At 67.8% G+C, this 25017-nt stretch carries 27 protein-coding genes; 8 read left to right on the top strand and 19 right to left on the bottom strand.

Annotated elements, in window-relative coordinates:
- Positions 1-2 precede the first annotated feature (2 nt).
- Positions 3-911: an adenine glycosylase gene (locus G154_RS06195; RefSeq protein WP_019512599.1), complete on the top strand. Its 909-nt coding sequence runs from the start codon at positions 3-5 to the stop codon at positions 909-911.
- Positions 912-914: 3 nt separating this feature from the next.
- Here the strand turns inward: G154_RS06195 and G154_RS06190 are convergent, their stop codons facing one another.
- Positions 915-1886, bottom strand: a complete 972-nt coding sequence (locus G154_RS06190) for a GlxA family transcriptional regulator (RefSeq protein ID WP_023986361.1) — start codon at positions 1884-1886, stop codon at positions 915-917.
- A gap of 71 nt (positions 1887-1957) precedes the next feature.
- Here G154_RS06190 and G154_RS06185 point away from each other — a divergent pair, with 71 nt between their 5' ends.
- Positions 1958-2224, top strand: a complete 267-nt coding sequence (locus G154_RS06185) for a hypothetical protein (RefSeq protein ID WP_019512601.1) — start codon at positions 1958-1960, stop codon at positions 2222-2224.
- On the opposite strand, the gene G154_RS06180 is transcribed toward G154_RS06185, so the two are convergent.
- A complete protein-coding gene (locus G154_RS06180; protein WP_019512602.1) occupies positions 2198-2968 on the bottom strand; it encodes an alpha/beta fold hydrolase in 771 nt (256 codons plus the stop codon). The two genes, G154_RS06185 and G154_RS06180, sit on opposite strands and share 27 nt — an antisense overlap.
- 41 nt (positions 2969-3009) lie before the next feature.
- On the opposite strand from G154_RS06180, the gene mhuD reads away from it, so the two are divergent.
- On the top strand, positions 3010-3321 hold the full coding sequence (gene mhuD / locus G154_RS06175) for a mycobilin-forming heme oxygenase MhuD (RefSeq protein ID WP_019512603.1): 312 nt from the start codon (positions 3010-3012) through the stop codon (positions 3319-3321).
- Between the two features lie 43 nt (positions 3322-3364).
- Positions 3365-4648 (top strand): serine hydrolase, encoded by a 1284-nt coding sequence (locus tag G154_RS06170; RefSeq protein ID WP_019512604.1) that lies wholly within the window; start codon positions 3365-3367, stop codon positions 4646-4648.
- An 8-nt stretch (positions 4649-4656) separates the two neighbouring features.
- Here G154_RS06170 and G154_RS06165 read toward each other — a convergent pair whose 3' ends face one another.
- From G154_RS06165 to ftsH, 17 genes are all read right to left on the bottom strand, one after another.
- Entirely contained in the window at positions 4657-5196 is a 540-nt protein-coding gene (locus G154_RS06165; protein WP_019512605.1) for a histidine phosphatase family protein, read from the bottom strand.
- Positions 5193-5990: a CbtA family protein gene (locus tag G154_RS06160; protein ID WP_019512606.1), complete on the bottom strand. Its 798-nt coding sequence runs from the start codon at positions 5988-5990 to the stop codon at positions 5193-5195. Before G154_RS06160 ends, G154_RS06165 begins: the two co-directional genes overlap by 4 nt.
- A gap of 24 nt (positions 5991-6014) precedes the next feature.
- The gene (locus tag G154_RS06155; RefSeq protein ID WP_023986363.1) at positions 6015-6230 is read right to left on the bottom strand and encodes a CbtB-domain containing protein; all 216 of its coding nucleotides are present in this window, start codon (positions 6228-6230) and stop codon (positions 6015-6017) included.
- Between the two features lie 208 nt (positions 6231-6438).
- The gene (gene clpC1, locus G154_RS06150) at positions 6439-8964 is read right to left on the bottom strand and encodes an ATP-dependent protease ATP-binding subunit ClpC (protein WP_019512608.1); all 2526 of its coding nucleotides are present in this window, start codon (positions 8962-8964) and stop codon (positions 6439-6441) included.
- A gap of 231 nt (positions 8965-9195) precedes the next feature.
- Positions 9196-9537: a histone-like nucleoid-structuring protein Lsr2 gene (gene lsr2, locus G154_RS06145; protein ID WP_019512609.1), complete on the bottom strand. Its 342-nt coding sequence runs from the start codon at positions 9535-9537 to the stop codon at positions 9196-9198.
- A gap of 107 nt (positions 9538-9644) precedes the next feature.
- Positions 9645-11144: a lysine--tRNA ligase gene (lysS, locus tag G154_RS06140; RefSeq protein WP_019512610.1), complete on the bottom strand. Its 1500-nt coding sequence runs from the start codon at positions 11142-11144 to the stop codon at positions 9645-9647.
- Between the two features lie 15 nt (positions 11145-11159).
- Positions 11160-11963 carry a type III pantothenate kinase gene (locus tag G154_RS06135; RefSeq protein ID WP_019512611.1) on the bottom strand — a complete coding sequence of 268 codons (804 nt, stop codon included), beginning with the start codon at positions 11961-11963 and terminating at the stop codon, positions 11160-11162.
- Positions 11964-11965: 2 nt separating this feature from the next.
- Positions 11966-12373, bottom strand: a complete 408-nt coding sequence (panD, locus tag G154_RS06130) for an aspartate 1-decarboxylase (RefSeq protein ID WP_019512612.1) — start codon at positions 12371-12373, stop codon at positions 11966-11968.
- Complete coding sequence (panC, locus tag G154_RS06125; protein WP_019512613.1) at positions 12373-13308, bottom strand: pantoate--beta-alanine ligase; 936 nt, start codon at positions 13306-13308, stop codon at positions 12373-12375. Before panC ends, panD begins: the two co-directional genes overlap by 1 nt.
- Positions 13305-14234 (bottom strand): Rossmann-like and DUF2520 domain-containing protein, encoded by a 930-nt coding sequence (locus G154_RS06120; RefSeq protein WP_019512614.1) that lies wholly within the window; start codon positions 14232-14234, stop codon positions 13305-13307. The genes panC and G154_RS06120 overlap by 4 nt, the downstream gene beginning before the upstream one ends.
- Positions 14235-14318: 84 nt before the next feature.
- On the bottom strand, positions 14319-15497 hold the full coding sequence (locus G154_RS06115) for a DUF6779 domain-containing protein (protein ID WP_019512615.1): 1179 nt from the start codon (positions 15495-15497) through the stop codon (positions 14319-14321).
- A gap of 59 nt (positions 15498-15556) precedes the next feature.
- Entirely contained in the window at positions 15557-16042 is a 486-nt protein-coding gene (locus tag G154_RS06110) for a DUF3180 domain-containing protein (protein ID WP_019512616.1), read from the bottom strand.
- Complete coding sequence (gene folK / locus G154_RS06105; protein WP_019512617.1) at positions 16042-16545, bottom strand: 2-amino-4-hydroxy-6-hydroxymethyldihydropteridine diphosphokinase; 504 nt, start codon at positions 16543-16545, stop codon at positions 16042-16044. The genes G154_RS06110 and folK overlap by 1 nt, the downstream gene beginning before the upstream one ends.
- Positions 16542-16913, bottom strand: coding sequence for a dihydroneopterin aldolase (folB, locus tag G154_RS06100; protein WP_019512618.1), 372 nt, complete (start codon positions 16911-16913; stop codon positions 16542-16544). The genes folK and folB overlap by 4 nt, the downstream gene beginning before the upstream one ends.
- Positions 16906-17730 carry a dihydropteroate synthase gene (gene folP / locus G154_RS06095; RefSeq protein ID WP_019512619.1) on the bottom strand — a complete coding sequence of 275 codons (825 nt, stop codon included), beginning with the start codon at positions 17728-17730 and terminating at the stop codon, positions 16906-16908. Before folP ends, folB begins: the two co-directional genes overlap by 8 nt.
- A gap of 11 nt (positions 17731-17741) precedes the next feature.
- Positions 17742-18359: a GTP cyclohydrolase I FolE gene (gene folE, locus G154_RS06090; protein ID WP_019512620.1), complete on the bottom strand. Its 618-nt coding sequence runs from the start codon at positions 18357-18359 to the stop codon at positions 17742-17744.
- Between the two features lie 17 nt (positions 18360-18376).
- Positions 18377-20749 (bottom strand): ATP-dependent zinc metalloprotease FtsH, encoded by a 2373-nt coding sequence (gene ftsH, locus G154_RS06085; RefSeq protein ID WP_019512621.1) that lies wholly within the window; start codon positions 20747-20749, stop codon positions 18377-18379.
- Between the two features lie 164 nt (positions 20750-20913).
- Between ftsH and G154_RS06080 the strand changes: the two genes are divergently transcribed.
- The 4 genes from G154_RS06080 (at position 20914) to G154_RS06065 (ending at position 24813) form a co-directional block, all read left to right on the top strand.
- Positions 20914-21849, top strand: coding sequence for an alpha/beta fold hydrolase (locus G154_RS06080; RefSeq protein WP_023986366.1), 936 nt, complete (start codon positions 20914-20916; stop codon positions 21847-21849).
- Positions 21846-23039: an LLM class flavin-dependent oxidoreductase gene (locus G154_RS06075; protein ID WP_019512623.1), complete on the top strand. Its 1194-nt coding sequence runs from the start codon at positions 21846-21848 to the stop codon at positions 23037-23039. The genes G154_RS06080 and G154_RS06075 overlap by 4 nt, the downstream gene beginning before the upstream one ends.
- Positions 23039-24055: a zinc-binding dehydrogenase gene (locus G154_RS06070; protein ID WP_019512624.1), complete on the top strand. Its 1017-nt coding sequence runs from the start codon at positions 23039-23041 to the stop codon at positions 24053-24055. Before G154_RS06075 ends, G154_RS06070 begins: the two co-directional genes overlap by 1 nt.
- An 86-nt stretch (positions 24056-24141) precedes the next feature.
- The gene (locus G154_RS06065) at positions 24142-24813 is read left to right on the top strand and encodes an SIMPL domain-containing protein (protein WP_234713113.1); all 672 of its coding nucleotides are present in this window, start codon (positions 24142-24144) and stop codon (positions 24811-24813) included.
- Positions 24814-25017: the final 204 nt, after the last annotated feature.

Below are 25017 nucleotides of genomic sequence, written 5' to 3'. Positions count from 1 at the left end.
GTATGCCCCAGCCCGAATACGGCATCGACCCCGGCGAGCTTCTGGCGTGGTTCGACACCGCCGAGCGCGACCTGCCGTGGCGACGACCGGAGGTCACCGCCTGGCAGATTCTGGTCAGCGAGTTCATGCTCCAGCAGACCCCGGTGAACCGGGTCGAACCGATCTGGCTGGACTGGATTGCGCGGTGGCCGACACCATCGGCCACCGCTGCCGCTTCGGCCGCCGATGTGCTGCGCGCCTGGGGCAAGCTCGGTTATCCGCGCCGCGCCAAGCGGTTACACGAGTGTGCGGCGGTCGTCGCGGCCGAACACGGTGACGTGGTGCCCGCCGATGTCGAGACCCTGCTCGGCCTGCCCGGCGTCGGCACCTACACCGCGCGGGCCATCGCCTGCTTCGCCTACCGCCAACGGGTTCCCGTCGTCGACACCAATGTGCGCCGGGTGGTGGCCAGGGTGGTGCATGGCGTCGCCGAGACCCCAGCCCGGGCCGGCGACCTCGCCGAGGTGGCTGCACTGCTCCCCGAAGGCCTTGCCGCCCCGCGTTTTTCGGCCGCACTGATGGAACTCGGCGCGATCGTGTGCACGGCCCGCAACCCCCGCTGTGGGATCTGCCCGTTAAGCGCGTGTCGGTGGAAGTCGGCCGGCTACCCGCCGGCGAGCACCCCGGCCCGCCGGGTCCAGCGCTATGCCGGGACCGACCGTCAGGTCCGCGGCAGGCTGCTCGACGTGCTGCGGGCAGGCACCGGACCGGTCACCAGGGCCCAGCTCGACGTCGCATGGCTGACCGATACCGCCCAGCGTGACCGGGCGCTGGATTCGCTGCTGACCGACGGTCTCGTGGAGCAGACCTCGACGGGGCTGTTCGCCCTGGCCGGCGAAGGTGACGATGCGGGTGAGGGACGAGCCCGCTGAGGACTAGGCGCTCTGCTCGCACGCGTCGTCGCAGGAGAACCGGCGTCGGTAGTCCGACGGGGTGACCCCGATGATGCGGCGGAAGTGGTGGCGCAACAGCGTCGCGGTACCGAATCCGCATCGGTCGGCGACGCGGTCGATGTCGAGGTCGGTCTCCTCGAGCAGACGCCGGGCGTAGAGCACCCGTTGGTCGGTGATCCACTGCATGGGGGTGCGTCCGGTCTCGTCGACGAACCGGCGGGCGAAGGTGCGCGCCGACATGTTGGCCCGTGCCGCCAGCGCCGCCACCGTGTGTTGCTTGTCGAGGTTTGCCAACATCCAATCCAGCTGCGGGGCAAACCCTTCGGAGTAGCGAACCGGGATCGGCTGGTCGATGTACTGGCGCTGCCCGCCATCGCGCTGCGGGGGGACGACCATCCGGCGGGCGATCTTGTTGGTCACCTCCGCACCCAGCTCCCGGCGCACCAGATGCAGGCAGGCATCGATGCCTGCGGCGGTGCCCGCGCTGGTGATCAGGTTCCCGTCGTCGACGAACAGCACGTTGCGGTCCACCCGAGCGGTGGGGTTGGCGGCGGCCAGGTCGTCGGCGTGCATCCAGTGCGTGGTGCACGGCCTGCCGTCGAGTAGACCGGCAGCACCGGCCAGGAACGCCCCCGAACACACCGTCAGGACGGTCGACCCGGATTCGACGGCCCGTCGCACCGCGGCCAGCGCCTCTGGCAGATAGTCGGACCCGGCGATCGCCGGGATGGCGACCAGGTCGGCACCGATCAGATCATCGAGCCCGTGATCGGGGGTGAGGGTCGCACCCACCGAGGTGCGGACCGGCTCGCCGGCACGGGGGCCGCACACCTTGAAGTCGAAGTTGGGGACGCCGTCGGCGGAGCGGTCGATGCCGAAGACCTCGCAGATCACGCCGAACTCGAAAATCGCTAGACCATCCAGCACCAGCACCGATACGCTCGATATCGCCATGGCAGCATTTTATCTCAAGGTGTCTTTTCTGCCACTGTTGGCGGAATATCGATCAACGGAGCATTACTGCCATGACCACCGCACTGGCCTACCTCGCCCTCATCGCCGTCCTGCTCGCACCCTTTGCCCTCACCCTCGCGCTCGGCCGCGCCGCCCGGCGCTCGGGCATCTTGCGCCTGCACCTCGACCAGTTCCGCATCGCCGCACCACTGGCAGGCAGCTTCCACGCCGAGGACCGTGACGGACTGCGCGCCCAACACGACATCGACGCGATCCGCAGCAGGTTCGCCGAGCACCCGACGTGGCCGACCTCAAGCGCCTCGGGCGAGCGCCGCTAAGAATCCCTCGACGGCCTCGCGATAGACCTCCGGCGCATCGTCGTGGATCAGATGACCGGCCCCTGGAACCGCACGATACGTTGTCCGATAACCGGTTTCGTGCATCCGACGCATCTGACCAGGCGGCGCGACGGTGCCCTCGGCCTCCAGGAGCAGCACCGGTGCCCGCACCGTCTCCCACTGCTGCCAGTAGTCACGCATGCCCCACTGGCCGGCGATCTCGATCCAGCGTTCGACATGCCCGTGCAACCGCCACCCCGTCGCCGTGCGGTCGAACGCCTCCAAGAAGTACTGCCCGGCCACCGGTCCGAACTCCCGATAGACCTGCTCGGCGGTCTCGAACTCCACCGGCAGCGCCTGCACCCACGGTTCCCATGGCCCGGTGGTGCGGCCGCGGAAGTCCGGGGCCATGTCCTCGACCACCACGGCGGCCACCAGATCCGGGCGTTCGGCGGCCAGACACCACGAGTGCAGACCGCCCATCGAATGGCCGATCAGCGTCACCGGAGCGCCCAACACGGCCACCGCGTCGGCCAGATCCTGCACGAACCGCTCGGTGCTGATCGGGTGCGGATCATCGACATCGCGGCCGCGGTGCCACGGGGCGTCATAGGTGTAGACCGCACCCAGTTCGGTCAGCCACGGCAGCTGCCGCGACCAGGTACTACCCCTGCCCATCAGGCCGTGCACCAGAACCAGCGGGTCCCCGGCGCCACCGCGCGCAGTCAGAAGTTCGGTCCGCATGCCGACATCCTGCCCGGGCCGGACACGGGTAACCTCATGCCATGCCCGTCGTGAAGATCAACGCCATCGAGGTCCCGGCCGACGCAGGCCCGGAACTGGAGAAGCGGTTCGCCCACCGCGCCCACGCCGTCGACAACCAGCCCGGCTTCCTCGGCTTCCAGCTGCTGCGCCCGGTCAAGGGCGAGGATCGCTACTTCGTGGTGACCCAGTGGGAGTCCGAAGAGGCCTTCCAGGCCTGGGCCAGTGGCCCGGCCGTCGAGGCGCACGCCGGACAGCAGACCAAGCCCGTCGCCACCGGCGCGTCACTGCTGGAGTTCGAGGTTGTGTTGGACGTTGCGGGGACCGGTAAGTAACGCGCCGCGGCGCGTAATCGCTCTCACCGCGCTGGCCGCCGCTGTGGCCGTGATCGGTTCCGGCTGCACACATACCGGGCCGCCGGTGGCCGAGGCCGCCTACGGCATGCACATCGAGACCAACACCCCGCAGGGGCTGCGCGCCAAGCAACTGCTGGACATGGTCAATTCCGACTGGCCGATCGGTGTGGTGCCCGTCGCGACGCTTGCCGCCCCGCAGCAGGTCGAGTTCGTCGCCGGCGCGATGGATCGACTGTGGGCGGACCGCCCCATCACCGTCACCGCGCTGTCCCTCGGTGCCGGTGAAGCCACCCTGCATGTGCGCAACTCTTACAACGTCGCGCAGAAGATCGAGATGCGCACCGGCGACGGCGGCCTGGTCGACCGGTTCGAGGTCACCGTCGATCAACCCAAGATCACCCAGTGGTCCGATATCGACACCGAGATCCAGAAGTCCGGCGCCACCTACGCCTACCAGGTGTCCAAGGTGTCCGACGGCAGGTGTGACACGGTGGCGGGAACCGATGTCGACACCGCGATGCCGTTGGCATCGATCTTCAAGCTCTACGTCCTACTGGCGCTGGCCGAGGCCGTCAACGCGGGCACCGTCGGCTGGGACGAGCAGCTGACCATCACCAAAGAGGACAAGGCCGTCGGCTCGGCGGGCTTCAACGACCTGGACCCGGGATCCCGAGTAACGGTCAAGGCCGCTGCCCAGCAGATGATCTCGGCCAGCGACAACATGGCCACCGATATGTTGATGGCGCGCCTGGGGCCCGGCGCGGTGGAACGGGCGCTGGTCGCGGCCGGACATCACGACCCGTCGTCGATGACCCCGTTTCCCACGGCGCACCAACTGTTCTCGATCGGGTGGGGCAAACCGGACGTCCGCGAGGAGTGGAAGAGCGCGTCACCGCAACGGCGTGCCGCCATGCTGGCCCGTACCGGAACGTTGCCCTATGAACCGGATCCGATGCTGACCCGCGTCCCGGCATCGCCATACGGCATCGAGTGGTACGGCACGCCGATGGACATCTGTCGGGTGCACGCCGCACTGCAGGCCGCGGCCACCGGGGCGGCGGCACCCGTGCGCGACATCCTCTCGGCCACCCCCGGCATCGAACTGGACAAGGCGCGATGGCGTTATGTCGGGGCCAAGGGCGGCAACCTGCCGGGCGATCTGAGCTTCAGTTGGTACGCCGAGGACCGCACCGGACAGGGCTGGGTGGTCAGCTACCAGTTGAACTGGCCGGAGTACCGCAGCCTGACCGCGGCCACCTGGCTGCTGTCGATCGCGACCCAGTCATTCGGGCTGATCCCGAACTGACCACCCGGTCACAGCCGCAGCGTCCAGGCGCCGCGGAAGTGCAAGGTAACGCGGGCCGCCGGCGCGATATCGACGCGCCAGAAGGATGTCGGTGCCGCGTTCAGCGCGGTCAGGATGACGGCCCTGATGACGGCGGGATGGGTGACCGCGGTGTGCCGGCCACCGCCCGCGGCCACACCGTCGAGCCAGTGACGCACCCGGTCGCACAGTGCGGCGATCGACTCGCCGCCGTGCGGAGCCGCCGTCGGGTCCGTCAGCCAGCTCGCCAGCCCGGCGGGGTCCACATCCTGCAGTGACATCCCCCGCCACCGACCGCAGTCGAGGTCGGCTAGCGCGGGTTCGATGGTCGCCGGTCCGCCCAGCGCCTGCGCGGTCTGGCCGGCCCGCAGCTCGGGGGCGCAGCACAGCACGCCGGGTTCGGCGTCCGCGAGATCGGCGACCTGGCGGGCGCCGATCGCGTTGAGGGGTTCGTCGGCGGGGAATCGTCCGGCTGCCATCGCCTCGGTCATGCCGTGGGAGACGAGGGTCAGCCGGACGACCTCACTCACGCCGCGACGAACTCGCGCTTGTTCTCCAGGAGCCGCGACACCAGTGCGGCGAACACCAGACCGATCGTCGTCCACATCACCAGCTGCGTGCCCAGCGAGTAGAGCCGGAACTGGTAGAGATCGTCGGCGGGGAACGCACCGAAGATGATCACGCCAGCGTCATCGCGGATCGGGCCGGGAGTCTCGGCGATGGTCGGCATGATCAGGAACACCACGGCGATCGCCACCAGGTACCCGGCACCGCCGATCAGCGCGGCATTCCAGGCACCGAACCTGTCGGCCAGCCGCCGCCCCGCCAGCACCGCGCCCACCAGCAGCGCTGCCGACAGCACGGTCATCAGCAGGTACAACAGGGTGCGCTGTTGGATCGTCTCGTCCAGGCTGACCGCCGGCGGGTTCGGCGGGTACTTCAGCGCCGGCACGATCCACAACGCGATCAGCATGCCGCCGGCCAGCAGGACGGCCGTGGCCCTGGCCGACAGCGCGGCGATCCGTCCGTACGCGACACAGAACAGGACCGCCAGCAGCGCGCCCATCGCCACGCTGAACGCGACCAGCCCGAAGCCCAACCCGATCGTGGACTGGACGGTCCGGGTGATCTCGATGCCACCTTCGGCACCGTGCTCATGGGCGTGTCCGCCGTGCTCGATCGCCTGATGTGCGGCGCTGACGCCGTCCTCGAACTCGATGGCACGGTCGATGACCGGCTCGATGAAGATCCAGGACCAGACGAACGCGAGTACGCCGCCGAGGGCGCCGGCCAGGAGGCCGCGCCCGATGATTGCCTTTTCCATCGGTTTTCGTTCTGCTTTCGGCGTCTAGTGGCAGGGGAAGCCGAGCAGATGGCGGGCGTCATGCACGAACTCGTGGATGACGGTGTTGGCGCCGAACACGGAGGTGGCGCCCTGATCCATACCGACGAAGTAGAGCACCAGCAGGGCGAAGAATGCCGTCAGCGACAGCCAGGCCACCGCGCTCGCGGCGGACAGGTCCACCGCACGTGTACCGGCCCTGGGGGTTTCAGCAGAAGTCATATCCGATCCTTTCGGGAGTTCGCGTCCCAGATTCATATCGTTGGGACGGACACCGGGTCTGACTTTCACAGTGGCGCGACCGTTCTGGGATTGCACCAGATTCCGTCATCCGTCGAGAGCAGTTCGGATACTACGCCGGTCATCCACATGCGGATACACAAAGCCCCCCGCCGGATCGCTCCGGGCGGGGGGCTTCGTGCAGTTGTCGTTACTCGGCCGCGGTGGCCGCCAGATCAGCGTCCTCGGTGGACCCGGCCGACTTGGGCCGGCCCGCGAATGTGAACTTCGCGTTCTCGCCGGTACCCTCGCCGTCCCAGCCCTCGACGTCCACGGTGACGATCTGACCCGGTCCGACCTCTTCGAACAGGATCTTCTCCGACAGCTGGTCCTCGATCTCGCGCTGGATGGTGCGACGCAGCGGCCGCGCACCCAACACCGGATCGAAACCACGCTTGGCCAGCAGTGCCTTGGCCTGGTCGGTCAGCTCCATCTCCATGTCCTTGGCACGCAGCTGGTTGCCGACCCGGCCGATCATCAGATCGACCATCTGGATGATCTCGTCCTGCGTCAGCTGGTGGAACACGATGATGTCGTCGATACGGTTCAGGAACTCCGGGCGGAAGTGCTTCTTCAGCTCGTCGTGCACCTTGAGCTTCATCCGCTCGTAGTTGTTCTCGCCACCACCTTGGGTGAAGCCGAGCCCAACCGCCTTGGAGATGTCGCTGGTACCCAGGTTCGAGGTGAAGATCAACACGGTGTTCTTGAAGTCGACCGTGCGGCCCTGACCGTCGGTCAGACGGCCGTCCTCCAGCACCTGCAACAGGGTGTTGTAGATCTCCTGGTGCGCCTTCTCGATCTCGTCGAAGAGAACAACGCTGAACGGCTTGCGGCGCACCTTCTCCGTGAGCTGGCCGCCCTCTTCGTAGCCGACGTAGCCCGGAGGGGCACCGAACAGCCGCGACGCGGTGAAGCGGTCATGGAACTCGCCCATGTCGATCTGGATGAGCGCATCGTCGTCGCCGAACAGGAAGTTCGCCAGCGCCTTGGACAGCTCGGTCTTACCGACACCGGACGGGCCGGCGAAGATGAACGACCCCGACGGGCGCTTGGGATCCTTCAGCCCGGCACGGGTGCGGCGGATCGCCTTGGAGACGGCCTTCACGGCGTCCTCCTGGCCGATGATCCGCTTGTGCAGCTCGTCCTCCATGCGCAGCAGACGCGTGGTCTCGGCCTCGGTGAGCTTGAACACCGGGATCCCGGTCCAGTTGCCGAGCACCTCCGCGATCTGCTCATCGTCGACCTCGGCGACCACATCGAGATCACCGGAGCGCCACTGCTTCTCACGCTCGGCACGCTGCGCGACGAGAGTCTTCTCCTTGTCGCGCAGGTTGGCGGCCTTCTCGAAGTCCTGCGCGTCGATCGCCGATTCCTTCTCCCGACGGGCGTCAGCGATCTTCTCGTCGAACTCGCGCAGGTCCGGCGGAGCGGTCATCCGGCGGATCCGCATCCGGGCACCGGCCTCGTCGATCAGGTCGATCGCCTTGTCCGGCAGGAACCGGTCGTTGATGTAGCGGTCGGCCAGTGTTGCCGCGGCCACCAGCGCACCGTCGGTGATGGACACCCGGTGGTGCGCCTCATAGCGATCGCGCAGACCCTTGAGGATCTCGATGGTGTGCTCGACGGTCGGCTCGCCGACCTGCACCGGCTGGAAGCGGCGCTCCAGGGCGGCGTCCTTCTCGATGTACTTGCGGTACTCGTCGAGGGTGGTGGCGCCGATCGTCTGAAGTTCCCCACGGGCCAGCTTCGGCTTGAGGATCGACGCGGCGTCGATGGCGCCCTCGGCGGCTCCGGCACCGACGAGCGTGTGCAGCTCGTCGATGAACAGGATGATGTCGCCGCGGGTGTTGATCTCCTTGAGCACCTTCTTCAGGCGCTCCTCGAAATCACCGCGGTAGCGGCTGCCGGCGACAAGAGACCCCAGGTCCAGGGTGTAGAGCTGCTTGTCCTTGAGCGTCTCGGGGACCTCGCCGTGCACGATGGCCTGGGCCAGGCCCTCCACCACGGCGGTCTTACCGACGCCGGGCTCACCGATGAGCACCGGGTTGTTCTTGGTGCGCCGGCTCAGCACCTGCATGACCCGCTCGATTTCCTTCTCACGGCCGATGACCGGATCGAGCTTGCCTTCCATGGCGGCGGCGGTCAGGTTGCGGCCGAACTGGTCGAGGACCAGCGAGGTCGACGGGTTGCCGGATTCGCCTCCGCGGCCTCCGGTGCCCGCCTCGGCGGCCTCCTTGCCCTGGTAGCCGCTCAGCAGCTGGATGACCTGCTGACGGACCCTGGTCAGTTCGGCGCCGAGCTTGACCAGCACCTGGGCGGCCACGCCCTCGCCCTCGCGGATCAGGCCGAGCAGAATGTGCTCGGTGCCGATGTAGTTGTGGCCGAGCTGCAGCGCTTCGCGCAGCGACAGTTCCAGCACCTTCTTGGCCCGAGGCGTGAACGGGATATGGCCCGAAGGAGCCTGCTGGCCCTGGCCGATGATCTCCTCGACCTGGCTGCGCACCCCTTCCAGGGAGATACCCAGCGACTCCAGAGACTTGGCCGCTACGCCTTCACCTTCGTGGATGAGGCCCAGCAGGATGTGCTCGGTGCCGATGTAGTTGTGGTTGAGCATCCTGGCCTCTTCTTGGGCCAGGACGACGACCCGACGGGCACGGTCGGTGAATCTTTCGAACATCCGTGGTTACCTGCTCTTCCTCACGTGGGTCGGCAACGTGCGCTGAACTACTCGCCGCTCCTTGCGTCCACTGTAGTGGGCACGCGACACGGGTGCTTTTCTCGGTGCCGCGGTTGAAGACATAACGCGCGGCGAAGCCAGAACGTTTCCCGAAAAGGGATGCACAGAGTTCGCCGTCAGCGAAGTGGATTACCCGGCCGACCGTGGCGCAATCGAAACTCGTCGCGGCGATCAGGTCGCCGCGTGGAATGCGTCGATGACCTCTGCCGGGATACGGCCGCGGGTCGAGACATTGTGACCGTTGCGGCGGGCCCAATCGCGGATGGCCGCGCTCTGCTCGCGGTCGATGGCCGCGCGGCCCCGCCCGGTACCCGCCGAGCGGCCGCGGCGCCGACCGCCGACCCGTCGTCCAGCCTCGACCCACTGCTTGAGGTCACCGCGCAGTTTGGCGGCGTTCTTGGAAGAAAGATCGATCTCGTAACTCACACCGTCCAACGCGAATTCCACGGTTTCGTCCGCGGCAGCTTCACCGTCGAAATCGTCAACCAGCGTAACGGTAACTTTCTTCGCCATTCAGCTCACACTGACCCTTCTGTGGCCATACATAGATTTGTCCCGAGACCCTGCGGCAATGCTTACATATGTGCCGAACTCATTCAACAACCGCACCGTTAATGGGCTCAGATTGAGTGTCTGCGCACAATCGGGAACAAAACTGTCTCCCTAATCGTCAGCCCCGTCAAAGCCATCAGCAGACGGTCAATACCCATTCCGGTGCCGGTGGTCGGCGGCATCGCGTACTCCAGAGCGGCCAGGAAATCCTCGTCGAGGCGCATTGCCTCGTCGTCACCGGCGGCCGCCGCCCTGGCCTGCGCGGCAAAACGTTCGCGCTGGACCACGGGATCGATCAGTTCGGAGTATCCGGTCGCCAGTTCGAACTTGCGCACATAGAGATCCCACTTCTCGGTGACGCCCGGAATGCTGCGGTGGGCGCGGGTCAGTGGGCTGGTCTCGACCGGGAAATCACGCACGAAGGTCGGTTCCCACAAGTTCTCACCGACGGTGTGTTCCCACAGTTCCTCGACCAATTTCCCGTGGCCGTAACCGCGATCCGAGGGAATCTCGACCCCGAGCCGGTCGGCAATTGACAACAGGTGTCGCAGTTCGGTGTCCGGGGTGATCTCTTCCCCCAAAGCGGCCGACAGTGACGGGTACATTTCCAGCGTCTGCCATTCGCCATCAAGATCATAGATAGTGCCATCGGCGAGTGGCACCTGGCGAGTTCCCAACGCCTCGTCGGCGACTTCCTGAATTAGTTCACGAGTGACGATCGCGGAATCGTCGTATGTCCCGTAAGCCTGATAAGTCTCCAACATCGCGAATTCCGGCGAATGCGTGGAATCGGCGCCTTCGTTCCGAAAGTTCCGATTCAGCTCGAAGACCTTCTCGAAACCACCGACAAGACATCTTTTCAGGAACAGCTCCGGGGCGATCCGCAGGTAGAGGTCGGCGTCGAGGGCATTCGAGTGCGTGACGAACGGCCGCGCGGCCGCGCCGCCGGGCAGCGTCTGCAGCATCGGCGTCTCGACCTCGAGGAAGCCCCGGCGCTCCAACGCCGAGCGAACCGCGCGGACCACCGCAATGCGCTGTCTGGCGATGCTGCGCGCCTCGGGGCGCACGATCAGGTCGACATAGCGCTGCCGCACCCGCGATTCCTCGCTCATCTCCTTATGCGCAACCGGCAACGGCCGCAGCGCCTTGGAGACGATCTGCCAGGAATCGGCGAGCACGGACAGCTCGCCGCGGCGCGAGCTGATGACCTGGCCGTGGGCGAAGACGATGTCACCGAGGTCGACGTCGGCCTTCCAGGCGTCCAGCGACTCCTGGCCCACCTCGGCCAGGCTGATCATGAGCTGCAGCTGGGTGCCGTCACCGTCTTGCAGCGTGGCGAAGCACAGCTTGCCCGAGTTGCGGGCGAAGACGACCCTGGCGGCCACCCCGACCAGGTCCCCGGTCTGGGTGTCGGCGGCCAGTTCCGGATAGGCGGCCCGCAGCTCGCTCAGGCTGTGGGTGCGCGCCACCTGCACCGGGTAGGGGTCACGGCCCTCGGCGAGCAGGCGCTCACGCTTGGCCTGACGGATCCGATACTGCTCGGGGATGTCGTCTTCATCAGAACTCACGACATGCCAGCTTAATCAGCGTCGACCACGCTGGTTGTCGCGGTTGCGCTCGAACACCAGCCGCAGCCCCTCCAGGGTCAGGTGCTGGTCGTAGTGACCGACGGTGCGCAGGTCCGGCAGCACCAGCGGCGCCGAGTTTCCGGTGGCCACCACGGCCACATCGGAGCCGCCGAAACCGGAGACATCGGCCCTGATGCGGTCGACCAGTCCATCCACCAACGCCGCGAAACCGAACACCGCCCCGGACTGCATGCATTCCACGGTGTTCTTGCCGATCACCGAGCGCGGTCGGGTGAGCTCGACCCGGCGCAACGCCGCGGACCGCGCGGCGGCGGCATCGGAGGACACCTGCACGCCGGGGGCGATGGCACCGCCGAGGAACTCCCCCTTGGCCGAGACCACGTCGACGCAGATCGAGGAGCCGAAGTCGACGACGATGGCCGGTGAGTTGTACTTGCTGTAGGCCGCCAGGCAATTGACGATCCGGTCGGCGCCGACCTCCTTGGGATTGTCGACCAGCAGCGGGATCCCGGTGCGCACACCGGGTTCGATGAGCACCTGGGGAATCGATGGCCAGTACTGGTCGAGCATCAGCCGGATCTCGTGGAGCACCGAGGGCACCGTCGACAGGGCGGTGGCCCCGGTGAGGCGCTCGGAGTCATCACCGATCAAACCGTCGATGGTCAACGCCAACTCGTCGGCGGTGACTTCGGATTCAGTGCGAATACGCCAGTGCTGCACCACTTTTCCGTGCGTCCCCGGACCGGCTATGAGGCCGACCACGGTGTGGGTGTTGCGGACGTCGATGGCGAGCAGCACGGCTAGCGGGGTGACATCAGGCCGGCGGCGTCGGCCGGCACATGGGCGGGATCGGAACCGAGATCGATCTGTTTGTTCTCGGCATCGACGAAGACGATCCGGGGCTGATACGTGCGCGCCAGGGAATCCTCGATGGCGGCGTAGGCGATCAAGATGACGAGATCACCGGGATGGATCAGATGTGCTGCTGCACCGTTGATCCCGATCACACCGGTTCCGCGCTGCCCGGTGATGGCGTAGGTGACCAGCCGGTTGCCGTTGTCGATGTCCACGATGGTCACCTGCTCACCTTCGAGGATATCGGCGGCGTCCATCAGATCGGCGTCGATGGTGACCGAACCGACGTAGTGCAGGTCGGCCTGGGTCACCGTGGCACGGTGGACCTTCGATTTGAGCATCGTGCGTAACATCAGTTCCTCCAAGGCAATTCGTGCTCGTCAAAAGGGACGTCCGGACCGGGACCGGACGGCACCCCGAGATCGATCGCGATGTTGTCCAGCAGCCGGGTGCGGCCCAGCCGGACGGCCAGCAGCATGCGCGCCCGCCCGGTCTGCGGCGCGGGCCCCAACCAGGTGTCGCGGACCTCCAGGTAGTCGACGCTGATGGCGGGGACCTCCTCCAGGACCGCCCGCGCGGCGTCCAGCGCGGCGTCGGCACCCTCGCCGGCGGCGTACGCCCCGGCCAACAATGCCGACGGAATGGCCAGTGCCTGTTCGCGTTCGAGTTCGTCGAGGTAGCGGTTGCGTGAGGACATCGCCAGCCCGTCGGATTCCCGCACGGTGGGCACGGCGACGATCCGGGTGTCCAGGTTCAGGTCGTCGGCCATCTGTCGCACCAGCACCAGCTGCTGATAGTCCTTCTCGCCGAAGAAGGCCTGGTCGGGTCGCACAATCTGGAGCAGCTTCATGACGACGGTCAGCATGCCCGCGAAATGCGTAGGCCGGACCGACCCCTCCAGCTGCGATCCCAGCTCACCGGGGTGTACCGAGGTACGCGGACCTGCCGGGTACATATCGGCCGCGGTGGGGGTGAACGCGATCTGCACGCCTTCGGCGCGCAGCGCCAGCAGGTCCTCGTCGAGGGTGCGCGGATAGGCGTCGAGATCCTCACCGGCGCCGAACTGGGTGGGGTTGACGAAGATCGACACCACCACCACCGAGCCCGGTACCTGCTGTGCGCGGCGAATCAGGGTGAGATGGCCGTCGTGCAGGGCACCCATCGTCGGCACCAGCATGACGCGCCTGCCGGTGCTGCGCAGGGCCCTGGTCACCTCGGCGATCTCGCCGGGCCGTCGATAGATGTTGAGTTCTCCGGCCGTGAACGCCGGCGGTCGGCGATCGATCACGATGTCTCCTTCGCAGCGCCGTTGTCGAGTAGTACGTCGAACACGTCCGCAGGCGCGTGGGCACGCTGGGCCGTCCGCAGTGAATTGGCCCGATAGGCCTGGGCCAGCGCCGGATCGGTCTCGGCGAGCGCACCGAGATGACGTGCCACCGCGGCGGCGTCGCCGCGGGCGACCGGACCGGTCAGGGCGGCCTGGCCGCGCTGCAACGCGTTCTCCAGTGAGGCGCGCGCCAACGGGGCGACGATCCGCTCGGCCAGCCCGCCCGGGGCGTCGCCGATGAGCTCCTGGCCGAGCAGCTCCTGTCCGCGCAATGCGTCACGCAACGCCTCGATCGCGTCGAGCACCACGGTGATCAGGTGGTTTCCGGCGTGAGCCAGCGCGGCGTGATAGAGGGTGCGGGCGTCCTCGCGGACCCGGAACGGCTCGCCGCCGATCTCAAGGACGAGCGACTGGCCGATGGCGTAGCCGATCTCATCGGCCGCGGTCACCCCGAAACAGGCGTCGGACAACCGGTCGATGTCCTCGTCGGAACCGGTGAAGGTCATGGCCGGATGGATGGCCAGCGGTAGGCATCCCAGTTCGGTCAGCGGCGTCAGGATGCCGATCCCGTTGGCGCCGGAGGTGTGTACCACGATGGTTCCCGGTCGCACCGCGCCCGTGCCGGCAAGACCGCTGATCAGCGCCGCCAGCTCTGCATCCGGCACGGCCAGCAGCAGCAGTTCGGCGCGGGCAGCGACCTCGTGCACCGGCACGATGGCGGTGTCCGGTAGGCGGCGAGCTGCGCGTTCGCGCGACGGCACCGAGATGGCGCTGCAGGCGACGACGACATGTTCGGCGCGTTCGAGCGCGACCCCGAGCGCGGTGCCGACCCGGCCTGCCGAGATGATGCCGACGCTGAGCCGGGCCGGACGCAGTCCGTCGACCATGACAGACGACCTCGCAGATTCGCTGGTACTGAAACGTTGCAGTCCTGCCGTCGCAGGTACCGCACGGGCTGCGGTGAGCCTAGCTCACTCCTCGCGACGCCTGCGTCGGCCGCCTCCGCCGGGGCTGGCCTGCAACCGGGACAACAATTCGGAGACCGGTTGGCCACCGCTGTGCTGACCGCCGGGCTCGGGCTCGGGCGCCGCAGGCGCGTCGTCGGGTCCGCGATGCCGCGGCGCGGGAGCCGGGGGCATCGGGTCCACCGGCGGGTCCACCGGCGGAGCCTGATCGGCCTCCGGCGGCACCGCGTGCCGGGACCGCCGAGACGTCTCGGCCATATCGGGATTGGCATGACGGCCTCGGCGCACTTCCCGCTCGGCGACGGCATCGGGCATCGGGGTGGGTGCCGGTGCCGGCGGCGGGGTTGGCGGTGGCGGGACGGGCGGGCTCCAGTTGCTACCGGGGGCACCGGCCGGAATCCACTGGCCGTCGGCCGGGGCCGGGTTCCACTGTGCCACCAGCGGTTCGGCGGGTTCGACCGGTTCCACGCGCGGAGGCACCACGGTGGGCGCGGGGGTCGGGGTCGTGGTGCGCCGCTGCCACGGCGGCGCGGACTGCTCGCCCTGCGGGTTCTCCGATGCCCGCCGATGCGCACCCCCGACGGGCTCGGCCGGCGGTGCCCATCCGAACTCGGGTGGCTGCGGTTCGGCAGGCACGTCGATGATCGGGCTCTCCTCGGTGCGCGGTTCAGCCTCACTGCGCACGGGGGCGTCGATCCGGCTGGCGATGACCCGGCCCGCCGGACGTTCGGTCTCAAGGGCCGGTCGCTCGTCGAGATCGGCGTCGAAGAGGATCTCCAGGTTGGCCCGCAACGCCGCGAGTTCGGCACGCAACGCGGCAACCTCGTCGGAGGACTGGGCGCGCAGCTCAGCGGACAGCTCGCGACGCAACTGGGTCTCGACGGCCAGTTCGTACTCACGGCGGGCCGAGATCTCGCGGTCCAGCTGCAGGTCGTACACGTACTTCAGGTCGCGCACCTTGGCCTGATCGAGATCGCTCTGCCTGCGATAGATGAAGGAGGCGAACGCCGCGGCCACCGCCGCCCACAGGGCCAGCACCACAGCCAGTTTCAGCAACTCGACACGATTGGTGAACACCAGCACGGTGCTCGAGACGATGGCCAGAACCAGCAGGACGGTCAGCAGCACCCACCCCGGCCTGCGGTTGACGCGCCGAACGCGCATGCCGCGGGAGGGGTCGGTCATGGGCTCCGACTGTACCGGTCGCAGGTCGCATAGCGTGTCGACCGGTGCGGCGATTCGCCCTAGTCGGCCGCACCTGGAAGCGGATCGGCGGTGTCGTTCTGGTCGTCCGGGGATTTGCAGCAGTGCTGCAGCCACAATCCCGCGGCGACCAACACGAGCGCGCACACCGCGGCAACCACCGCACCGCCGGTGTCCTCGCCGGCGACCCGGACGGTGTCCCGGCGCGGCAGCAGGTATCCGAGAACGCCGGTCCACCAGCCCAACACCAGCGCCCCCACCCAAGCGGATGCCTTCGCGACGAGCACCGATCGGGCCACCGCGAGCGGATGCAACCGTCCCGCTCCCACGCCGACCTTGCCGTCGGCGATCCGACGGCGCACGAACTGCCCCCAGACCGCGATCGCGACGGCAACGGCCAGCAGCGAGATCCCACTCCACGCCGTGATCGGCGGGAACCACCGGTACAGGCTGATGACGAGCAGATAGCCGATAACCGCCGTCACGGCGGTGGCCGCAGCCAGATCGCGGACGCGGGTCGGTCCCATCAGCGCGCCAGGCTCAGATCGGTGCGGCGCACACCGGCGCGCTCCTCGGCGGCCAGCTCCGCCAGCAGGTCGGCGACCGGCCGTCCCGACAGTTCGGCATCCGGATCGGCCGCCAGCCACGGGATCAAGACGAAGGCCCGTTCGTGGGCGTGCGGATGCGGCAGCGTCAGATCGCGTTCGCTGCACAGCAATTCGACGCCGTTGTCATCGCGGCAACAGATGACGTCGACATCGAGGGTGCGTGGACCCCAGTGCACCTCGCGGACGCGGCGAGCCGCGGCTTCCAGGGTCTGCCCACGCCGCAACCAGCCGTAACCGTCGAGTGCGGGGTCGTCGGCGATCAGCACGGCGTTGAGGAAGGCGTCCTGTTCGACCCCGCCCCAGGCGTCGGTCTCGTAAACCGGCGAGACCGCAGCGACGCGCGCCCCCAGGTCGTCGACGACCGATTGTAGATGGGCCAGCCGGTCACCCAGGTTGGAGCCGATCGACAGCACCGTCCTCACCGGGCACCGCGCCGGGACCGCCGCGCCACCACGGCGACATCGTCGAAGGCCAGCGGAATGGGCGCCGACGGTTTGTGCACGACGACCTCGACCGCATGGATCCGTTCGTCGGTCATGACGTCCTCGGCGATCTCGGCCGACACCGTCTCGATCAGGTTGCGCGGCGGCCCACCGACGATGTCGGCGGCCCGCTGGGCCAACCCGCCGTAGTCGACGGTGTCGGCCAGGTCGTCACTGGCCGCGGCCGCGGCCAGGTCCACCCAGACGGTGATGTCGATGATGAAATCCTGGCCGTCGCGGCGCTCGTGTTCGAACACGCCGTGGTGGCCGCGCACCGTCAAACCCCGCAGTTCGATGCGGTCAGCCATGCTCCTCCTCCTGTGCGCCCGACCAGGCCGCGAGAACCTTGAGCGCGTCGACCGAGGCCTGCACATCGTGAACCCGCACACCCCAGGCACCGTGCTGGGCGGCCAGTACCGACACCACGGCGGTGGCGGTCTCGCGTCCGGCCGGTGGTCGGGCCGTCCCGTCCGGTGCGGCCAGCAGCGCGCCGAGAAAACGCTTGCGCGAGGCGCCCACCAGGACCGGTATCCCGGTGCCGACGAACTCGGGCAGGGCATGCAGCAGTTGCCAATTGTGTTGTGCGGTCTTGGCGAATCCGAGGCCCGGATCGATGATGAGGTTTGCCGGGTCCACCCCCGCCGCCACGGCGGCATCCACGCTGCGCACCAGTTCCGCACGCACCTCGACGACGACGTCGGTATAGGCGGGAACATGGTGCGGGTCGTCGGCCCGCACCGACCGCCAGTGCATCAGCATCCAGGGCACCCCGGCCTCGGCCAGCAGGGCGGCCATGTTCGGATCGGCCCGCCCACCGGAGACGTCATTGACGATCGCGGCGCCGTGTTCGAGCGCGGCGCGTGCCACCGCCTCGTGCATGGTGTCGATGCTGACGGTGACGCCGGCGGCGGCGAGTTCACGCACGACCGGCACGACACGGGCGGTTTCCACGGCGGGGTCCACGCGGACCGCCCCCGGCCGGGTCGACTCACCGCCGACGTCGATGATGGCGGCGCCGGCGGCAACCATGGCGTGGGCGTGCTCGAGGGCGCGGTCTCGATCGAGGAACAGTCCGCCGTCGGAGAACGAATCATCGGTGACGTTGAGGACACCCATCACCCGCATGCGCGTGGAGCTCACCGGCGCAGGATCAGGTCCAGTGCCTCGGCCCGGGAGGCGTGGTCGGTCTTGAACTGACCGCGCACCGCTGATGTGGTCGTCACGGCACCGGGTTTGCGAATGCCACGCATCGCCATGCAGAGGTGCTCGGCCTCCATCACCACGATGACCCCGCGCGGATCGAGCTTGCGCATCAGCGCGTCGGCGACCTGCGCGGTCAGTCGTTCCTGCACCTGCGGACGCTTGGCATACAGGTCGACAAGTCGGGCGATCTTGGAGAGCCCGGTGACGCGACCGTCCCGGCCGGGGATGTAGCCGACATGGGCGACCCCGTGGAAAGACACCAGGTGGTGCTCGCAGGTCGAGTACATCGGGATCTGCTTGACCAGCACCAACTCGTCGTGCTGCTCGTCGAAGGTGGTGTTGAGCACCGCGTCGGGATCGGTGTAGAGCCCCGCGAAGATCTCCTTGTACGCCCTGGCCACCCGCGCGGGGGTGTCGACGAGGCCGTGCCGGTCGGGATCCTCGCCGACAGCCAGCAGCAGTTCCCGCACCGCGGCTTCCGCGCGCGGCTGATCGAACTCCGCCTGGACGAATCCGCTCGTGCTCTCGCCGTTCTTGCCCGACGTCGTCATCGACGCTCCGTTTCTGGTCAGCCTCGTGGAGGTGGCGGATTCTGCGGCGGGGGGCCGTAGTGGCCCGGCGGCGAACCGTGTCGAGGGCCACCGTACTGCCCATGCTGGGGATCGGGTTGCCCCGGCGTCGGCGGACCGTACTGCTGCTGTGGCGGGGGGCCGTACTGCTGCTGTGGCGGCGGACCGTACTGCTGCGGCGGCGGCCCGTACGGCGGCGGCGCGGTTCCCTCGCGCGGCGGCCAGCCCGGTGCGTGCCAGCCCGCGGGGGCGCCGTAGTCGGGTTGGGCGTGGCCGCCGGGAGCGCCGTGCGCACCGTTGGAGTCATTGGATCCGTTGGCGCCTGATCCGTTGGCACCCGATCCGTTGGCACCATTGTTGCCGCCGTCGGCGGGCCTGTTGGCTTCCGCCGCCCGGCTGGCCTCAAGGATCGCGGCCTTGTAGGCGGGCTCCTTCACCGGCGGCGGCCACGGCTCACCACGTTCGATCGCGATCTCACCCGGGGTCTTGATGGGCGGTTTGTCCGACGGTATCCGGCCACCGAAGTCATTGAAGATGGTGATCCGGGGACGCTTCTTGACCCCGTCGAAGATTGCTTTGAGCTCCTTGCGGTGCAGGGTCTCCTTCTCCAGCAGCTCGCCGGCCAGGATGTCGAGCACGTCGCGGTACTCGGTGAGGATCTCCCACGCCTCGGTGTGCGCGGCCTCGATCAGCTTGCGCACCTCGTCGTCGATGATCTGGGCGACCTCATGGCTGTAATCCGCTTGGGTACCCATGGAGCGTCCCAGGAACGGATCGCCGTGTTCGGTGCCGTAGCGGACCGCGCCGAGCTTGGCGCTCATGCCGTACTCGGTGACCATGGCGCGGGCGATCTTGGTGGCCTGCTCGATATCGGAGACCGCACCGGTGGTGGGCTCGCGGAACACGAGCTCCTCGGCGGCCCGGCCGCCCATCGCGAACACCAGCCGCGCGACCATCTCCGAGCGGGTCATCAGGCCCTTGTCGTCCTCGGGTACCGCGACAGCGTGCCCGCCGGTGCGGCCGCGGGCCAGGATGGTGACCTTGTAGATCGGCTCGATATCGGGCATTGCCCAGGCGGCCAGCGTGTGCCCGCCCTCGTGGTAGGCGGTGATCTTCTTTTCGTGCTCACTGATGATGCGGCTCTTGCGGCGCGGTCCGCCGACGACACGGTCGACGGCCTCTTCGAGCGCGGCCCCGGTGATGACGGTCCCGTTCTCGCGGGCGGTGAGCAGCGCCGCCTCGTTGATGACGTTGGCCAGATCGGCGCCGGACATGCCGACGGTCCGCTTGGCCAGCCCGTCCAGGTCCGCGTCGGGTGCGATCGGCTTGCCCGCCGAATGCACCTTGAGCACGGCGCGGCGGCCGGCCAGGTCCGGGTTAGAAACCGGGATCTGGCGGTCGAAGCGGCCGGGACGCAGCAGCGCGGGATCCAGGATGTCGGGGCGGTTGGTGGCGGCGATCAGGATGACGCCCTGGCGATCGCCGAAACCGTCCATCTCGACGAGCAGCTGGTTCAGCGTCTGCTCGCGTTCGTCGTGGCCACCACCGAGGCCGGCGCCGCGCTGACGACCGACGGCGTCGATCTCATCGACGAAGATGATGCAGGGGCTGTTCTGCTTGGCCTGCTCGAACAGGTCACGCACTCGTGAGGCGCCGACACCGACGAACATCTCGACGAAGTCCGAACCCGAGATGGTGAAGAAGGGCACCCCCGCCTCACCGGCGACGGCGCGCGCCAACAGGGTCTTGCCGGTGCCGGGAGGACCGAACAGCAGCACACCGCGCGGGATCTTCGCGCCGAGCGCCTGGTAGCGGCTCGGGTTCTGCAGGAAGTCCTTGATCTCGTAGAGCTCCTCGACGGCCTCGTCGGCGCCGGCCACATCGGCGAAGGTGGTCTTGGGCATGTCCTTGGAGAGCTGCTTGGCCTTGGACTTGCCGAAGCCGAAGCCCATCCGGCCGCCGGACTGCATCCGGGAGAACATCACGAACAGCCCGACCAGCAGCAGCAGCGGGAGCATGTAGATGAGCAGGGTGCCCAGCACACTGCCCTGGTTGACGACTGTGTTGATCTTGGCGTTCTTGGCACTGAGCTTGTCGAACAGCTGCACACCCACGCCAGTGGGGTACTTGGTGAGGATCTTGTCGCTGTTCTCGGTGTCACCGTTGCCGGACTTCAGATCGAGGCGCAGCTGTTGCTCGCGATCGTCGATCTGGGCGCTGTTGACGTTGCCCGCCTCGATCTGGGCCATCGCCACCGAGGTGTCCACCGGCTTGTAGCCGCGGGTGTCGTCACTGAAGTAGAAGAAGGACCAACCAAGCAGCAGCACCACGGCGATCGCCGTGAGCGTGCGAACGACATTCTTACGGTTCATACGTCAGTTCGGTTCATCGATATTCGCGGCCGCGCGGGTGCGCCGGCCGACCCGGTCCTTCCGATATACGCAGTTGGGAAACTAAAGGCTACCGCTTGAACAACGATCGGAAGTTCCCGGCCGGGATGCTCGTCACGGCCGGGAACGTGTGCTTGGGTGAGACGATGCTCACACCAACCCAGCGGTTAGTCGATACCAACGGCGTGACGCTGCGCGTGACGGAGGCAGGTGAGCGCGGCAACCCGGTGGTGGTGCTGGCTCACGGCTTTCCCGAGCTCGCGCATTCCTGGCGCCACCAGATCCCCGCGCTGGCGGCCGCCGGCTACCACGTTTTGGCTCCCGACCAGCGTGGATACGGTGGCTCGTCGCGTCCGGAGGCGATCGAGGACTACGACATCATCGAGCTGACCAACGATATCGCCGGACTGCTCGACGATGTGGGCGCCGAGCGCGCGGCGCTGATCGGTCACGACTGGGGCTCGCCGGTGGTGACGAACTTCCCGCTGTTCCATCCGGACCGGGTCCGTGCGGTCGCCGCGCTGAGCGTTCCACCGATCCCGCGGGCATCGGCCCCGCCCACCCAGATCTGGCGCGGGATCTTCGGCGACAATTTCTTCTACATCCTGTATTTCCAGGAACCCGGTGTCGCCGATACCGCGCTGGGCGCCGATCCGCGGGCCTCGCTGCAGCGGATGGTCGCACTGGAGGGCTTCGGCGGCCCGGTCGACGAGATGGCCGACCATCCGCTACCCCCGCTGCCCGAGTGGATGAGCGCCGAGGAGTTCGACGAGTATGCCCGGGCTTTCGAGGTGACCGGGTTCACCGGCCCGTTGAACTGGTACCGCAACTTCGACCGCAACTGGGAGCTCACAGACCCGGCTGCCGGCCGGGTGGTCACCACCACCATCACCGCACCCGTGCTGTTCCTGGCCGGCAGTGCCGACCCGGTGCTGAGCTTCACCCCGCGCGATCATGTCCGGGAGGTGGCCACCGGCGAGTACTACGAGGTTCTGCTCGAGGGTGCCGGCCACTGGCTGCAGCAGGAGCGCCCGACCGAGGTCAATGCCGTGCTGCTGGAGTTCCTCGGGGGGCTGGCGTGAGCGTGCCGCTGAACTTCGGGGTGTTCATCACCCCGTTCCATCCGCCCGGCCAGTCCCCCACCCTGGCTCTGCAGTACGACATGGACCGCGTCGAGGAGCTGGACCGGCTGGGGTATGACGAGGCCTGGTTCGGTGAACACCATTCCGGCGGTTACGAACTGATCTCCTGTCCCGAGGTGTTCATCGCGGCCGCCGCCGAGCGCACCCGCCACATCCGACTGGGCACCGGGGTGGTGTCACTGCCTTATCACCACCCGCTGATGGTGGCCGACCGCTGGGTGCTGCTGGACCATCTGACCCGTGGCCGGGTGATGTTCGGGACGGGCCCCGGCGCGCTGCCCTCGGATGCCTACATGATGGGCATCGATCCGGTCGACCAGCGCCGGATGATGCAGGAGTCCCTCGAGGCGATCCTGGCGTTGTTCCGCGCGGCGCCCGACGAACGCGTCGATCGCCAGACCGATTGGTTCACGCTGCGCGACGCGGCGCTCCAAGTTCGGCCATACACCTGGCCATATCCGGAAATATCGACCGCGGCAATGGTTTCCCCGTCCGGTCCGCGACTGGCCGGCCAGCTGGGAACCTCCCTGTTGTCGCTGTCGATGTCGGTACCCGGCGGCGCGGCAGCGGTCGAGACCACCTGGGATATCGTCACCGACCAGGCCCAGCGATCCGGCCGCGACGTCCCCGATCGCAAGGATTGGCGGGTGCTGGGCATCGTGCACGTCGCCGACACCAAGGAACAGGCCGTCGAGGACTGCACCTACGGGTTGCAGGACTTCGCGAACTATTTCGGCGCGGCCGGTTTCGTCCCGCTGTCCAACGCGACCGACGGCGGCGCCGGTGATGCCCGCGCATTCGTCGAAGACTATGCGGCCAAGGGAAATTGCTGCATAGGCACCACCGACGAGGCCATTGCCTACATCCAGGACCTGCTGGATCGCTCGGGCGGATTCGGCACCTTCCTGATGCTGGGACACGACTGGGCCTCGCCGGCGGCGACATACCACTCCTACGAGCTGTTCGCCAGGGAGGTGATCCCGCATTTCAAGGGTCAGCTGACCGCTCCGCACGCCTCCCACGAGTGGGCGAAGGGTATGCGAAATCAGTTGCTCGGCCGCGCGGGACAGGCGATTGTCAACGCGATCACCGACGCCGCCGACGACTCCGCGTCCAAGGTGACGAGCTGATGCGCGCCGCCGTCCTGCGCGATGGTGCGATGGTGGTCCGCGACGATGTCCCCGAACCCGTCCCCGGCCCAGGTCAGGTGCTGGTGGCCGTCAAGGCCTGCGGGATCTGCGGGTCGGACCTGCATTTCGCCTCGCATGGCGAGGAGATGTTGGCGGCCGGCGCGGAGATGGAGGGCATGCCCGACACGCTGGCAGACATCGATCTTGCGACCGATGTCTACATGGGCCACGAGTTCAGCGCCGAGGTACTGGACGCGGGCCCAGGTACCGACGCACCCGCCGCCGGCACGATCGTCACCTCGGTCCCGGTGTTGGTGTCAACGTCCGGTCTGGAAATGATCGTCTACAGCAACTCCACCGTCGGCGGTTACGCCGAGCGGATGCTCCTGTCGGCCCCGCTGCTGCTGCCGGTGCCCAATGGCCTGGACCCGCGGCACGCCGCGCTGACCGAGCCGATGGCCGTCGGTCTGCACGCGGTGAACACCTCGCGGGTCCAGCGCGGGGAGACCGCGCTCGTGATCGGGTGCGGTCCGATCGGGATCGCGATCATCGCCGCGCTGCGCTACCGTGGCGTGGAAACCATTGTGGCGTCCGACTTCTCACCCACCCGCCGTGAGTTGGCCGCGCGGATGGGTGCGCACGTGACAGTCGATCCGAGCCAGGGATCACCGTTTCACCGGAGCACGCCGGCAGTGGTGTTCGAAGCGGTGGGGGCGCCGGGCATCCTCGACGACGTCATGCGCAAGGCACCAGCAGGTACCCGGGTGGTGATCGCCGGGGTCTGCATGCAACCCGACACGGTGCACCCGTTCTTCGCCAGCGCCAAGCAGCTCAGCCTGCATTTCGTTTTCGGCTACGACCCGGCCGAGTTCGCCGAGTCGCTGCGGGCCATCGCCGAGGGGGATATCGACGTGGCCCCGATGATCACCGGCGAGGTCGGACTCGACGGTGTGGCAGGGGCCTTCGCAGATCTGTCCGATCCCGAGCGGCATTGCAAGATCCTCGTCACGCCGTGAACGGTTATGGTGCGAACATGACCTTCGCGCAACGATTGCCGGTCCGTGTCAGCCTTGCAGCCATCGCCGGCGCCCTCGCCATCGGGATGACCGCCTGCGATTCGAACTCCGGTCCGGTCGCGACGGGTCAGCCCGCCGCGGCGACGGGTCGACAGGTCACCGTCGTGGGCTCCGGCGAGGTGCAGGGCACCCCGGACACGTTGACGGTGTCGGCGGCGATGGAGGCGATCGCGCCCGACGTCTCCGGCGCACTGAACCAGACCAGTCAGCGCCAGCGAGCCGTGATCGACGCGTTGACCGGGGCCGGCATCGAGGAACGCGATATCAGCACCAGCCAGGTGTCGCTGCAGCCGCAGTACAACAACGACGGCACTCGTATCGACTCATACCGCGCCAGCAACGGGGTGGACGTGAAGATCCGCGACGCCGACCGGGCCTCCGACATCCTGGCTCTGATAGTCGACGCCGGTGGCGACGCGACACGGATCAACTCCGTGAGCTATTCGATTGCCGACGACTCCCAGCTGGTGCGTGACGCGCGTGCCCGCGCCTTCGAGGACGCCAAGGCCCGCGCCCAGCAGTACGCCGAACTGTCGGGCCTGAACCTGGGTGACGTGGTGTCGATCTCGGAGGCCTCCGGGTCGACTCCCCCGCCACCGATGCCGATGCCGCGCGGCGCAATGGCCGAGGCTGTCCCGCTGTCACCAGGACAGCAGACCGTCGGGTTCACCGTCACGGCGGTGTGGGAACTGAGCTGACTCCAGCCGTCTGACGGCAGAGGTGGGGCCAACCCAATCCGTGGCGGTGCCTGGTTCGCTGTGTAGTTGTCAAGGTGCGCTTCAGCTTTGGGGCCTTTGGGTTATGCGGCGGTGGGTAGATCGGTCATGGTGCGTCGGTTGTGGGAGCGCAGGTGTGCCGGCTCGGGTGCTTCTGGTGTGTGGGGTGGGATGAACCAGGGGTGG

Source organism: Mycobacterium sp. VKM Ac-1816D (assembly GCF_000416385.1).
Lineage (GTDB): Bacteria > Actinomycetota > Actinomycetes > Mycobacteriales > Mycobacteriaceae > Mycobacterium > Mycobacterium neoaurum_A.
The sequence above is the reverse complement of the archived record's forward strand: the minus strand, read 5'-3'. Positions and strand labels throughout refer to the sequence as shown.

What these genes read in the sequence shown, in the direction of transcription:
- folB (WP_019512618.1), bottom strand. Translation starts at nt 16,913, where the DNA reads ATGGCTGACCGCATCGAACTGCGGGGTTTGACGGTGCGCGGCCACCAC.
- G154_RS06115 (WP_019512615.1), bottom strand. Translation starts at nt 15,497, where the DNA reads ATGACCGACCCCTCCCGCGGCATGCGCGTTCGGCGCGTCAACCGCAGG.
- ftsH (WP_019512621.1), bottom strand. Translation starts at nt 20,749, where the DNA reads ATGAACCGTAAGAATGTCGTTCGCACGCTCACGGCGATCGCCGTGGTG.
- G154_RS06190 (WP_023986361.1), bottom strand. Translation starts at nt 1,886, where the DNA reads ATGGCGATATCGAGCGTATCGGTGCTGGTGCTGGATGGTCTAGCGATT.
- G154_RS06195 (WP_019512599.1), top strand. Translation starts at nt 3, where the DNA reads ATGCCCCAGCCCGAATACGGCATCGACCCCGGCGAGCTTCTGGCGTGG.
- mhuD (WP_019512603.1), top strand. Translation starts at nt 3,010, where the DNA reads ATGCCCGTCGTGAAGATCAACGCCATCGAGGTCCCGGCCGACGCAGGC.
- lsr2 (WP_019512609.1), bottom strand. Translation starts at nt 9,537, where the DNA reads ATGGCGAAGAAAGTTACCGTTACGCTGGTTGACGATTTCGACGGTGAA.
- clpC1 (WP_019512608.1), bottom strand. Translation starts at nt 8,964, where the DNA reads ATGTTCGAAAGATTCACCGACCGTGCCCGTCGGGTCGTCGTCCTGGCC.
- folE (WP_019512620.1), bottom strand. Translation starts at nt 18,359, where the DNA reads ATGACGACGTCGGGCAAGAACGGCGAGAGCACGAGCGGATTCGTCCAG.
- folP (WP_019512619.1), bottom strand. Translation starts at nt 17,730, where the DNA reads ATGCGGGTGATGGGTGTCCTCAACGTCACCGATGATTCGTTCTCCGAC.
- G154_RS06110 (WP_019512616.1), bottom strand. Translation starts at nt 16,042, where the DNA reads ATGGGACCGACCCGCGTCCGCGATCTGGCTGCGGCCACCGCCGTGACG.
- G154_RS06080 (WP_023986366.1), top strand. Translation starts at nt 20,914, where the DNA reads ATGCTCACACCAACCCAGCGGTTAGTCGATACCAACGGCGTGACGCTG.
- panD (WP_019512612.1), bottom strand. Translation starts at nt 12,373, where the DNA reads ATGTTACGCACGATGCTCAAATCGAAGGTCCACCGTGCCACGGTGACC.
- G154_RS06065 (WP_234713113.1), top strand. Translation starts at nt 24,142, where the DNA reads ATGACCGCCTGCGATTCGAACTCCGGTCCGGTCGCGACGGGTCAGCCC.
- G154_RS06120 (WP_019512614.1), bottom strand. Translation starts at nt 14,234, where the DNA reads ATGGTCGACGGACTGCGTCCGGCCCGGCTCAGCGTCGGCATCATCTCG.
- G154_RS06160 (WP_019512606.1), bottom strand. Translation starts at nt 5,990, where the DNA reads ATGGAAAAGGCAATCATCGGGCGCGGCCTCCTGGCCGGCGCCCTCGGC.
- G154_RS06185 (WP_019512601.1), top strand. Translation starts at nt 1,958, where the DNA reads ATGACCACCGCACTGGCCTACCTCGCCCTCATCGCCGTCCTGCTCGCA.
- G154_RS06070 (WP_019512624.1), top strand. Translation starts at nt 23,039, where the DNA reads ATGCGCGCCGCCGTCCTGCGCGATGGTGCGATGGTGGTCCGCGACGAT.
- G154_RS06180 (WP_019512602.1), bottom strand. Translation starts at nt 2,968, where the DNA reads ATGCGGACCGAACTTCTGACTGCGCGCGGTGGCGCCGGGGACCCGCTG.
- G154_RS06155 (WP_023986363.1), bottom strand. Translation starts at nt 6,230, where the DNA reads ATGACTTCTGCTGAAACCCCCAGGGCCGGTACACGTGCGGTGGACCTG.